The 12,304-nt window shown below is 65.1% G+C and carries 9 protein-coding genes; 2 read left to right on the top strand and 7 right to left on the bottom strand.

Going from position 1 to position 12,304, the window contains the following annotated elements; translation table 11 throughout:
- Positions 1-61: 61 nt before the first annotated feature.
- The 7 genes from ACOSV0_RS27290 to ACOSV0_RS27260 form a co-directional block, all read right to left on the bottom strand.
- Entirely contained in the window at positions 62-466 is a 405-nt protein-coding gene (locus ACOSV0_RS27290) for a MucR family transcriptional regulator (protein ID WP_434115379.1), read from the bottom strand.
- Between the two features lie 290 nt (positions 467-756).
- Complete coding sequence (locus ACOSV0_RS27285) at positions 757-2,256, bottom strand: MdtP family multidrug efflux transporter outer membrane subunit (RefSeq protein WP_434115377.1); 1,500 nt, start codon at positions 2,254-2,256, stop codon at positions 757-759.
- A gap of 174 nt (positions 2,257-2,430) precedes the next feature.
- Positions 2,431-4,692: an FUSC family protein gene (locus ACOSV0_RS27280; RefSeq protein WP_434115375.1), complete on the bottom strand. Its 2,262-nt coding sequence runs from the start codon at positions 4,690-4,692 to the stop codon at positions 2,431-2,433.
- Positions 4,689-5,783 (bottom strand): multidrug transporter subunit MdtN, encoded by a 1,095-nt coding sequence (mdtN, locus tag ACOSV0_RS27275; RefSeq protein ID WP_434115373.1) that lies wholly within the window; start codon positions 5,781-5,783, stop codon positions 4,689-4,691. The genes ACOSV0_RS27280 and mdtN overlap by 4 nt, the downstream gene beginning before the upstream one ends.
- 21 nt (positions 5,784-5,804) lie before the next feature.
- A complete protein-coding gene (locus tag ACOSV0_RS27270) occupies positions 5,805-6,044 on the bottom strand; it encodes a YtcA family lipoprotein (RefSeq protein ID WP_434115372.1) in 240 nt (79 codons plus the stop codon).
- A gap of 135 nt (positions 6,045-6,179) precedes the next feature.
- A complete protein-coding gene (gene poxB, locus ACOSV0_RS27265; protein WP_434115370.1) occupies positions 6,180-7,901 on the bottom strand; it encodes a ubiquinone-dependent pyruvate dehydrogenase in 1,722 nt (573 codons plus the stop codon).
- A gap of 271 nt (positions 7,902-8,172) precedes the next feature.
- Positions 8,173-9,087 carry a LysR family transcriptional regulator gene (locus ACOSV0_RS27260; protein ID WP_434115368.1) on the bottom strand — a complete coding sequence of 305 codons (915 nt, stop codon included), beginning with the start codon at positions 9,085-9,087 and terminating at the stop codon, positions 8,173-8,175.
- Positions 9,088-9,215: 128 nt separating this feature from the next.
- On the opposite strand from ACOSV0_RS27260, the gene ACOSV0_RS27255 reads away from it, so the two are divergent.
- On the top strand, positions 9,216-9,857 hold the full coding sequence (locus tag ACOSV0_RS27255) for a glutathione S-transferase family protein (protein WP_434115367.1): 642 nt from the start codon (positions 9,216-9,218) through the stop codon (positions 9,855-9,857).
- A 39-nt stretch (positions 9,858-9,896) separates the two neighbouring features.
- Positions 9,897-12,134, top strand: a complete 2,238-nt coding sequence (locus ACOSV0_RS27250; protein ID WP_434115365.1) for a pyridoxamine 5'-phosphate oxidase family protein — start codon at positions 9,897-9,899, stop codon at positions 12,132-12,134.
- Positions 12,135-12,304: the final 170 nt, after the last annotated feature.

Raw genomic sequence — 12,304 nt, 5'->3', positions numbered from 1 at the left:
CGGCGCGACATCCCCTTATCGGGTGAGCGCGACGGGAACGGCATCCCTCGTTCGTGCGATCTCAGGCGCCGCGGCGCGGCTTGATTGCGCCCGCGGGATGGCGCTTCGCAATCGACGAGCGCAGCGCGGAATAGGCCGGCGCGACCATCGGGTAGTCGGCGGGCAGGCCCCACTTCGCGCGGTATTCGTCGGGGGTCATCGCGAAGTGGCGCTGCAGGTAGCGCTTGAGCGACTTCAGCTTGCGTCCGTCTTCGAGACAGACGAGATAGTCGTCGCGCACCGATTCCTCGATCGGCACGGCCGCCCGCGGCCGCACGGCCGGTATCGACGCCGTGCGCAATGCGGCCAGCGCGGTGTAGGTGCTCCAGATGAACGCCGGCAGGTCGGCCGCCGGCAACGGATTGCACGACACGAAACTCGCCACGATTTCGGCGGTGAGCTCGATCAGATCGATATCCTCAGTCATGAGCCGCCTCGACGGATCGACTGCTCCGGGTGGCACGGCGGCATTGCCCGACGTGGAGTGCGGATTCCCGAAGCATCATGATTCTTCATGACCTGGCTCCATGGCAGACGGGTCATCGGTCGCGTTGGCGGTCGCGGTCACGCTGGTGGTCGCGCTGACGATCGCGCTGGCAGTCGCAGCCGCGCTGGTGGTCGCTTGAGCATCGCAGGCATGGCGATCCATCCCCGAGCAGAGGGTCGACACGCTCGCGCGGGCAACCGGCAGCAGCAAGAAGCCGGCCTGCTCGCCGCCTAGGGCTTGTTCGTGCTGGCCGACTGCCCCGGCAGGTCGTCGCTGCGATAGCCGCCACCGAGCGCGCGGGTCAATACAATCCCAGCCTCGATCTCGTCCCCGGTAAGTTGCACGAGTTCGAGGCGCCCGGCGATCACCGGCGCCTTCGCCTGCATCGCGGTCATCCGGTCGCTCAGCCCGGTCTTGTAACTCGCCTCCGCACTGTCGCTCGCGAAGCTCAACGCGTCGATCCGGTCACGCTGCAGATGCACGCGATGATCGAGGTCGCCGATCTCGCTGCCGCTCTGTGCGACGTCGCGTACCGCGTCGAGCACCGCCTGGTCGTACTGTTCGATCAGCGTGTTGCTGGCCGCGCGCGCACCGTGCAGGTTCGCGTTCAGGCGGCCGCCGTCGAAGATCGGCAGCGTGAGGCCGGGAATGAGGTTGATCTGCTGGCTGGAATGCAGGAACAGGTCGCGCATTCGCAGCGCGTTGAAACCGAAGAACGCGGTGATGTCGAAGCTCGGATAGAACGCGGCCTTCGACGCATCGATCCGATCGAACGACGCCTGGACCAGCCAGCGCATGGCCTGCAGATCCGGACGCCGGGCGAGCAATTCATACGACAACGTCGACGGCAGCGAACCCGACGGCATTGGCAACGGCGTCGGCGCGATTGCCGGAAGATCGTCGGGACCGACGCCCGCCAGCGCACGCAGCGCCTCGCGCGCGTGGACGATCTGTTGTTCGCTCGATGCGATCTGCTGGTCGATCGCGAGCAACTGCGCACGCGCGTCGGCGGTTTGAGTCAGCGCTTCGAGGCCGCGCCCGTGCCGCGCCGATCGGGTGTCGAGCTCGAACGCGCGCACGTCGCGAAGCTGCCGCAGCAGGTCGAGACTCGCGTAGGTGATCTGGATGCTGTAGTAGAGCTGCGCGACGCCGGCCGACAGTTCGAGTTCGGCCTGCGCCTCCTCCGCGCGCTGCGCGTTCTGCTCGCCAATCGCCGCGCGCACCAGGTCGCGTTGCTTGCCCCAGATGTCGATGTCATAGTGCGCGGCGACGCCCACCAGGCCGGTCCAATACCAGGGTCCATACGCGCCGATTGCCGGGTCGTGCGACGCATACGCGCTGAGGAAACCGTGCCCCGAGACATGTTCGCGATCGGCTTCCGCCAGTGCGGACATCTGCAGACCGGCCCCGGCGCGGATCAGCTCGACCTGCGCGTGGGCCTGCGAGACATGCTCGCGCGCAATGGCGAGCGTCGGCGCATGAGCGAGCGCCAGCCCGACGAGCGAATCGAGCTGCGGATCGTGATACTGCTCCCACCAGCGCGCCGACGGCCAGCCTTCGTTCGCGAGATGGATGTCGTCAGCGAGGCGGATCTGCTGCGGCGCGATCATCGCGTCGGGTGGACTGTCGTGGTGAATGATCGCGCATGAGGTGACGCACAAGGTGAGCAACGGCAATGCGAGCGACGCGAGGCGGAGGTCAATCTGTCGTGTGGCTGGACGTGTGCCCAAGTGGATGGCTGGCTGTGCGCCGGGTTGTGTGCCCAATAGATTGACTGGCCGCGTGGCCAGTCGTACGGCCGGCGTGCGCGTCAGGCGCCACCGGCTAAGTAAGCCCGGTAAGCCCAGTAAGCACGTTAAGCGCAGCACGCGGCGCAGGATGCAAGCGAAGTGCGTCATCGCCGATCACCCCGCACTCGCGAAATCGCCGGATGCACGTTCATCGGGCGACCAGCGTGGCAACCCGGCAAGCGCGGCGTCAATGCGTTGCGCGAGCCGCTCCAGCGTTTGCCCGGCTGCCGTCTCCGCCGCCCCTGCCGGCGGCAGCGCGGCGCGCAATCCGCTCAGGTCGAGCCGTGCCGGCATCATCGCGGCCGGTGGCTCGGCCGCGAGCTGTGACGCGTATCGCTCCAGCGCGTCCGCCACATCCGACTGAAACTTCACTGCGCGCTCCATCGGCGTGCCTGCCGACGCATCGATCATCGCCTCATGGTGAAACGCTTCGAGCGCGACAAGCAGCGCGCGGCTCTGCGCAAGCACCGTCTGCGACAGCAGCGTAATACGTGTCGTCTCTCCCTCGCGCCAGTCGGGTTCGAGCGCGACGCGCGCGAGCGCCATTTCACAATCGGCGACCATGGCCCACGCGTCAACCACCGCTGCAGCATCCGCCGCGCTCGGGCCGCTCTGCACCGCCTTCGCCTCGATACGCGCCAGCGCCGCGATCTTGCGCAAGATCGACGTCAGTTGTGCACGCAGGCCATCCGATTCGCGTTCCGGCCACAGCGACATCTGGATGAAGGTGGCGACGCCGACACCCAGGACGATGCCGACGATCCGGTCGCGGATCTCGGTGAGATCCGACGGCGGCGAGAACGATTCGAGCAAGGCCAGCGAAAACGTAAACATGATCTGGATTCCTGCATAGCTGATCCGTTCGGAACCCGCCGCCACCCAGGCGCCGAGCGCGATCACGGGCAGGCTCATCAGCAGCAGCCCCGTCACGCTTTCCAGTTGAGGAATCACGAACGCAACCATGAACAGCGCCAGTGCAGTGCCGATCAGCGCACCGCTGATCCGCAGCACGCCCTGGCGGCTCGATGCGCCGAGGCTCGGCAGCGCGACCACGAGACACGTCAGCATGATCGTGTGGATACCCGGCCAGTTCACCGCGTTGTAGAACACGTAGCAGATCAGCACCGAGAACAGCGTACGCAGCGCGAAGCGCGCGTAACGCGGATTCGCGAAGACGTCCGGTTCGGGCTGCGCGGGACGCGCCGCCGCTTTCGCCGCTTTCGTCGCCGACTCCGCTTTCTCCGCTTTTTCCGCTTCCGCCGCCTGCTCCGCTTTTTCCGCTTTTTCCGCTTTTTCCGCTTTTTCCCTCTTATCCGCTGCACTGCCTGCGGCCGCATCTTCCGGCGTCGGCGCGACGGCACGCCGCGTGGCCTCGGAGAACACGTTGAGCGCGCGTTGTATCGCGTCGAGCGCGGGTATGGCGGTCGACACCGACGCCTGACGCGATGCGCCCCAATGCCGCCATTGCGCGTTGTCGCCAATCGCGTGATCGAGCGAAACGAGTTCGTCCTGCACCACGCGGATGGCGTCGATCTGCCCGGCGTCGCGCGCGGCCGCATGCTCAGGCAGCACCGCCGCAGCTTCGAAGATGCGCGACACCACGGTCACGCAGGCCAGCCACGCCGAGGCATCTTCCTCGCTGTAGTGGTGACGCATGGTCGAAAAGCGCAACAGCTTCTGCAACGCCAGGGCGCCGCGCTCGAGATCGAGCGGGCCGATGTGCGCGGCCGGCGCATTCGCGTCGATCATCACAGCAAGCCGCGCACGTGCCGTCGCAAGCTGCCGTTGCATGGCGGCGCGCAACTGCTGCTCCGGTTCGGCCGGCAGAAACAGCGTGTTGATGATCAGCGACAGGACAATCGGGTAGTTGACCGCCACCCACACCCACAGACAGTTACGCACCAGCGCTTCCGCGTTATCGGTCTGATCGACGAAGGTCTGCGCGTAAATCACGATCAGCGAGACGAGAAAGAACACCAGCCCCAGTTTCGCCACGGCCCGCATCAGATAAGCGCTGCAGAAAAAAATGGCGCTTGCGATGACGATGCGCAGCAGCGGGTAGTCGAACGTCAGCTTGTAGACGCCGATGATGCAGGCGATCGCGCAGGTCGTGCCGATCACGGCCAACAATGCGACGAGGCGGGTCAGCACGATGTTCGACTGCGTGACGAAGAACACCGCGATCAGCGACAACGCCAGCTCCGGCACCTGCAAGGTCATCGACACGACAATCGCGATCGCGCAGCCGAGTACGCTGCGCATGGCCACGTTGGCGCGCCCCGGAAACCCGCCAAGCTCCGAACGCAGGAAGCCCGCCAGTTGTTCGAGCGGCCGCGGCCAAGCGAGACGGCGCCCGACGCCGTCGAGCCCGCTCATGACGGCGCTCCATTGGACGTCGCGCGATTGTCACGATTGTTGTCACGACGTTCGGGCTGCAGCACGGCGACAGCGGACGTGCCGATCCGGAACAACTGCGGATCGGGATGATCGACCAGGATCTTCACAGGAAAGCGCTGTGCAACGTGCACCCAATTGATGCTGCGCTGAATATTCGGCAGACCGTTCGCGGTGCTACCGCCATCTTGCGGATCGACGCCGAACCCGACCGAATCGACCGACCCGCTGAAACGGATGCCGGTATTGCTCATCAGGTAAACGGTCGCGCGAGTGCCGGGCCGGATGTTGCCGAGCTCGTTCTCGCGCAGATTGGCGATCACGTACCAGTGCCGCGTATCGATCAGCGTGAAGACCGGCTTTTGCGCGGACACGAATTGCCCGACCGACGTGCGCAACTCGACGACGCGGCCGTCGAACGGCGCGCGCACAGTCGCATATTCCAGGTTGAGTTGCGCCGTCGAGATTTCGGCCGTCAGCACGGCGCGCTGCGCGACCAGCGCGGCGACGCTGCTGACGCCTGCCTCCGCCTGGCGCGCCTGGGCCTGCGCGGCCGCGAGCTCCGCCTGCGCGGCGCGGTACGCGGTGCGCGCGCGGTCCAGATCGTCGGCGGAAATGTAGCCCTTGCCGATCAGCGGCTCCATTCTCGCCAGCGTGTCTCCCGCCTGCTTCGCGGCGGTCTGCGCGCGCACGACTGACGACTTCGCGGCGTCAGCGTTGAAGACTTGCGCGTTGACGGTGCGCTGCGTCAGTGGAATCTGCGCATCGAGTTGCGCGAGCGCCGCCTGCGCGCGCTGCAACGCGAACTGATAGGGGCGCGGGTCGATCTCGAACAGCAGATCGCCCTGCTTCACCGCCTGGTTGTTGCGCACCGCGAGCGTGACGATCTTGCCGCTGACTTCGGGCGAGACGCCGATCGTGTCGGCGTACGCATAGGCGTCGTCGGTGCGCGGCGCGGTATCCACGCGCCAGATCACGGCGATAATCGCGATCACGGCCAGCACGATCAACAGGATGGCGGGCCAGGTTCGCGGACGCTGCTTGCCTGCGTCCGTGCTTTGAGCAGCGGTCATGGTGTCACGGTCGATCAGAAGTTAAAGGTTGAAGCCTGCTACCCACAGCGCGATCGAAAACAGCACCGTCAGCGCCGGGTAGACGATCGCGGGCGGCGTGAGCCAGGCGCCGCGGCCGCTCTTCGACAGCAGCACGTGCACACACGCGACCAGCAGCACGCCGCCCACAATGCAGAACAGCCAGTCCGGAAAATACGCGCCCAGCACGCCGATCGACGGCGCGTCGCTACAGCCAGTCAGCGTCAACGTCGCGCACGACATCGGAAGCGTCCACGCATGGCGCCTATGGCGCACACCACTCCACATCGCCGTCTCTCCCTGATGGCAGGCAATGAAGCATTACAGGTCAGCAACGCGCGCGATCCGGGCGCACTAGACATTCCCGGATACCGCGGTTCAGCGCGTCAGGTTCACTTTCGCAAGATCGATCAACTCGCCGCCACGGCCGTCCATCACCGCCTTCATCATGAAGAGGCCGAAATGCCAGGCTTCGTCGACGGTGGTCTTCGGCGGCATGATCAGCTCCTGACGCGCGCTGACCACGTCGACGAGCGCGGGCCCGTCGTGAGCGAGCGCTGCCGCGATCGCACCTTCGAGTTCCTGCGGCTTCTCGACGCGAATGCCCTTCACGCCCATCGCTTCGGCCATGCGCGCGAAGTTCGGATTGACGAGGTCGGTGCCGGTATCGACGAAGCCCGACGCGCGCATTTCGATCTCCACGAAGCCGAGCGTGCCGTTGTTCAGTACGATCACCTTCACCGGCAGCTTCGCCTGAACCAGCGTGATGAAGTCGCCCATCATCATCGTGAAGCCGCCGTCGCCGGACATCGAGATTACCTGGCGGCCGGGATACGCGGCCTGAGCGCCGATCGAATGCAGCATCGCGTTCGCCATCGAGCCGTGATTGAACGAACCGATCAGCCGGCGCCGGCCGTTCAGCTTCAGATAACGCGCCGTCCAGGCGATCGGCGTGCCGACGTCGCAGGTGAAGATCGCGTCGTCGGCCGCGAGCTGGCTCACGAGCCGCGTCACATACTGCGGATGGATCGTCGTGCTCGACGGATTGCTCTCGGCAAGCGAGTCGAGATCCTTACGCGCCTTCTGGTAATGCGCGAGCGCGCTGTCGAGGTGCGATGAATCGGTCTTTTCCTTGAGGATAGGCAGCAGCGCGGCGAGCGTGTCCTTGACCGTGCCGACAAGGCCGATATCCAGCGAACAGCGGTTGCCGAGCGCTTCGGGGCGCACGTCGATCTGCGCGATCGTGGCGTCTTCCGGATAGAACTGCCGGTAAGGAAAATCGGTGCCGAGCAGCAGCAGCATGTCGCACGCCTTCATCGCGGCGTAGCCCGACGCGAATCCCACCATGCCCGTCATGCCGACGTCGTACGGGTTGTCATGTTCGATGTGCTCCTTGCCGCGCAGCGAGTGCACGATCGGCGCCTTCAGGCGCTTCGCGAGCTCGACCACTTCGTCGTGCGCGCCCGCGCAACCCGCGCCGCACATCAGCGTCACGCGCGATGCCGCGTGCAGCACGTCCGCGAGGCGCGCGATATCTTCGTCGGCGGGACGCAGCACGGGCGGCGCCGACGGCACCAGCCACGGCGCGACCTTGGCCGTAGTCGGCGACAGCGCGACGTCGCCCGGAATCACGACGACCGCCACGCCGCGCCGCCCGACCGCGGCGCGCATTGCGCGGGTCAGGATCTGCGGCAACTGGTCGACGTGGGACACGAGTTCCACGTAATGGCTGCACTCCTTGAACAGGATTTCCGGATGCGTCGCCTGAAAGTAATCGATGCCGATCTCGGAGCTGGGAATGTGCGCGGCGATCGCGAGCACGGGCACACCGCTGCGATGGCAATCGAACAGCCCGTTGATCAGGTGCAGGTTGCCCGGCCCGCAACTGCCCGCGCATACCGCCAGTTGACCGGTGAGATGCGCTTCCGCACCGGCCGCGAAGGCTGCGCCTTCCTCGTGCCGCACGTGGATCCAGTCGATTTCGCCGGAACGCCTGAGCGAATCGGAGATGCCATTCAGCGAGTCGCCGACGACGCCATAAATGCGCTTCACGCCGACGTGCGTCAGGGCGTCGACCAGGTAGTCTGCTGCGGTGGTCATGCTGCCTCCCGGTGGCGGCGAGGCATGCAGGCACGTGTGCCGGCGGCCTCGGGTTGACTTCGACCATGGTGTCGCGGCTCGTCCGGGCGTGCTTTAGGATTCGCACGGTGACGTATCGGAATCGCACGAACCGGCGTGCTGGGCAGAGGCCGGTTCGTGGGGAAAAGGGGCAATCGAAGAGGCCTATCGAAGCTTTACCGGACGGGCGAGACGGTTCGTGCGATCCCGATACGTCACGCCTTACATCCAGAAAGCGAAAATGTGCTCAGCGCTAGCCGAACACCTGCGGCTCAAGCCTTCTTCTGATCACGTCGATCAACGCGCGCACCTTTGCCGTCGGATAACGGGTAGGCGGAAACACCGCGTAGATGCCCTTGGGCTTGCCGGCCCAGGCGGGCAACAACCGGACCAGCCGGCCTGCCGCCACGTCCGCCGAAATCGAAAAATCCGTCAGCAAGCCGAAGCCGCCGCCTGCGAGCGTCGCTGCGCGGGCTGCATCGGCCGCGTTCACCAGCATCGCGTTTTCGCACCGTACGCTTTGTTTTGCGCCTTTCTCACGCTGCAGTTCGAGCGTCAACGGGTGCGGCAGAACCGACAATGCGACATGCGGCAGAGCGGCGAGCGCAGCCGGCGTCTTTGGCTTGCCCCACGTGTCGATGAATGCCGGACTCGCGACGATCCATTTGACGAACCCGCCGATTTTCACGGCCCGGTAGCCCGAGTCGGCAAGCTGCCCCAACCGGATCGCGACGTCGATGCCTTCCGCGATCAGATCCACATAGTGATCGTTGCAAACGAGTTCGATATCGAGCTCCGGATACGCGCTGCGCATCTCGACGAGCGCCGGCGCCACCACCAACGACCCGTAATCGATCGGCGCACTCACGCGCAAGGTGCCGCGCAACGGCGCCGATTCGCCCGACACGGCCGATAGCGCTTCTTCGGCCGCCTGCAGGATCTTGCAACTTGCTTCGTAGAACGCGCGCCCGCTTTCAGTCACACTAAGCCGCCTCGTCGTCCGGACGAGCAGGCCTGCGCCGATCTCGCGTTCGAGCCGCTGTAAATGCGTGCTGACCATGGTTTTCGTGAGTCCGAGGCGCGCCGCCGCTGCCGTCATGGAACCCGCGTCGACCACTGCGACGAAAATCGCAAGGCGGTTCAGATTGACGTCCCGTATATCTGCCATTCGCCGATTGTCCATCTTCGATTGATTATGTTTTCCAGCTTAGCAGGCTTCTGCCCGGCGCTGCGGATCGGTAGGCTTGTCTTATTCCAGCCGGCGATTGCCGGCGTTTCCCGACTCAGGAGCTTTCGATGTCTGCCGCCAAACCCGCCCAGCCGATCCGCCTTTACACCACGCTCCTCTCCGGGCACGGACACCGCGTCAAGTTGTTCCTGACCTTGCTCGATCTGCCTTTTGAAGTGGTCGAGCTGGACATGCGTGCCGGCGACAATCGCCGCCCCGAATATCTGAAGCTCAACCCGTTCGGTCAGGTGCCGACAATCGAAGACGGCGACACGGTGCTGTTCGATTCCAATGCGATCCTCGTCTATCTGGCGAAACGCTATGGCGACCCGTCATGGCTGCCGGAAGACGCGCTCGGCGCCGCTGCGGTGCAACGGTGGCTTTCGCTCGCGGCCGGCCAGATTGCTTACGGGCCGTGCGCCGCGCGGCTGGTGACGGTATTCGACGCGCCCCTCAATCTCGAAACCGCGCAGAAAATTGCCGTCAAACTGTTCGACGTGCTCGACGCGGAGCTTGCCAGCAAACCTTTCGCTGCAGGAGACCACGTGAGCATTGCCGACATCGCCGCGCATACCTACATCGCCCATGCGCCGGAAGGCGGCGTATCGCTTGAACCGTACCCGAACATCCGCGCATGGCTGCGTCGTGTCGAAGCGCTGCCGCGCTTCATTACGATGCCCGCGACGAAAGCGGGACTGCTCGCCGACTGAGCGAAGACACAACGCACGCAGCAACAACCCGAGCCCGCCATGTCTCAACACGCCACCAGCACGCCCCGAGGTTGGGACGCTGCCGACTCGCCGTTTCACGCCGCCGAACGCATGGTGCAGCGGCGTGCAGGCGTGAGCGAGGAGGCGGAGTCGAGCGGTCGTCACGGCATTCGCCGCTATATGCCGGATCAGCATCGGCAGTTTTTCTCCGTGCAGCCCTTCATGGTGTTCGGCGGTCTCGATGCTAACGGGCAGCCGTGGGCGACCCTGCGCGCGGCTGCACCCGGATTCGTGTCGTCCCCTGACCCGCGCACTTTGCGGATCGACAGCGGCGTTTTGCCGGGCGATCCGCTGGCCGGCCGCTGGCAGCCCGGCATGATGATCGGCGGCCTGGGTCTGCAGCCGCAGACGCGCCGGCGCAATCGCGTCAACGGCGTCGTGTCGTCGGTAGAGGGCGATACGGTCGTGCTCGAGGTCATGCAAAGCTTCGGCAACTGCGCGAAGTATATTCAGAGCCGTACGCCGACATTCGTAGCGCGCAGCGACACCGCTGTGCAGACGTCCGTTGAGACGGCGACGCAGCTCAGCGACGCGGATCGCGCATTGCTCGCCAATGCGGACACTTTTTTTATTGCCAGCGCGAACGTCGGCGAAGAAGCGGGCTCCGCTCGCGGCGCGGATGTTTCGCATCGCGGCGGCATGCCGGGATTCGTGCGCGTTGATGACGCCACCACCCTGACAACGCCCGATTTCAGCGGCAACCGTTTCTTCAACACATTGGGCAATCTGCTGCACGATCCGCGCGCCGGCTTGCTGTTCGTCGACTTCGCGAGCGGCGATCTGCTGTATATCGCCGCTCTCGCCGAGATCGTCTGGGACGGTGCGGAACTGGCCGACTTCCCGCTGGCCGAGCGCCTCGTGCGCTTTCGCATTACCGAAGTGCGGCGCAGTCGCAAGGCGTTGCCGTTTCGCTGGTCGGAAGTTGCGTATGCGCCGCAGTTCGCGCGGTCAGGTTCGCTGTCGGGTTCAGGGCTTGGTTCAGCGCTTGGTTCATCGCCGACTTCACTGCTCGGTTCTTCGCCAGCTTCACCACTCGGCTCCCTACCCGCTGTATCGCTCGACTCCTCGCCTGGTGCACCGTTCGCATCGCCATCGCCATCGCCGTGGAAAAAGCTCAAGATCGCCGCCGTGCACGACGAAACGCCCATGATCCGCTCGTTCTATTTTGAGTCGACGGACGGTACGCCATTGCCCGCGTACGAGCCCGGCCAGTACTTGCCGATCCGCGTGCCAATCGACGGCATGGACAAACCGCTGACGCGCACCTATACGCTGTCCGACGCGAGCAACCGGCAGCAATACCGGATCACCGTGAAGCGCGACGGCGCCGGCTCCGCCTGGCTGCATGAACGCTTCGCCGCCGGCATGCAGGTCGAAGCGATGACACCGCGTGGCGTATTCACCTACGATTCAGCCAGCCCGCGCCCCGCCGTATTCATTTCCGCGGGCATCGGCATCACGCCGATGATCGCAATGCTGCATCACGCCATTGCGGCACGCGAGCCGCATAAGCAGCCCAAGCCGCTGCATTTTTTCCACGGCGCGCGACGCGACGCCGATCGGCCGTTCAGCGCGCACCTACGGGAACTCGCGGCGCGCCATCCTGCGATCTCGATGCATCTGTTCGACAGCACCCCCGACCTGGCCGCCCACGCCGACCCGGCCACCCACGCGCCGTCCGATACGTTGCCCGGCCGAGTGAACATGGCGGAAATCAAGCGCGCACTCCCCCTGGACGACTACGACTTCTATCTATGCGGTCCCGAGTCGTTCATGCGCGAACTGTATGAAGGATTGCGCGCGCTCAACGTCGCCGATGACAGAATCCGTTTCGAGGCGTTTGGACCGGCAACCGTCAAACGCACGCCTGCCAATCCGCCTGCGCTTCAGACGGACACGCGAGACTCGGGGGCCGCAAACGTAGCGGAAAACAATGTGCTCGGCATCCCCGTCACGTTCGCACGATCGCAGCGCACCGTGCACTGGCTACCGAAGGACGGCACACTGCTCGAATTCGCGGAGGCATGCGGTATCGCGGCACAGTCGAGTTGCCGCTCCGGGATGTGTGGCACCTGCTCCACGCGCGTGTTGAACGGCCGCGTCGCTTACGAGGAAACCACCGATGCACCGGTCGAAGCAGGCCACGCGCTCATCTGCATGGGCCGGCCGGTTGCCGACGACGCAGCCGCAACGCAGGGTCTGTCGCTAGAACTCTGAATGACGGTTCCCGCATCCTGGTGCAAAATCAGAGTACGCATGCTTCCACGCGGACAAGTTCTGTTTCCGGGCGGTAAGGTGAAAACGGATACCAGGCATTTTCACACCGAATGCCGGTTTTCCCACATACCGAAAGCTTACGGCTTGTCATCCTGACCACTCGAGCATGC

The organism is Paraburkholderia caffeinilytica, assembly GCF_051027425.1.
Lineage (GTDB): Bacteria > Pseudomonadota > Gammaproteobacteria > Burkholderiales > Burkholderiaceae > Paraburkholderia > Paraburkholderia caffeinilytica_A.
This window is presented reverse-complemented; position numbering and strand designations above follow the sequence as displayed.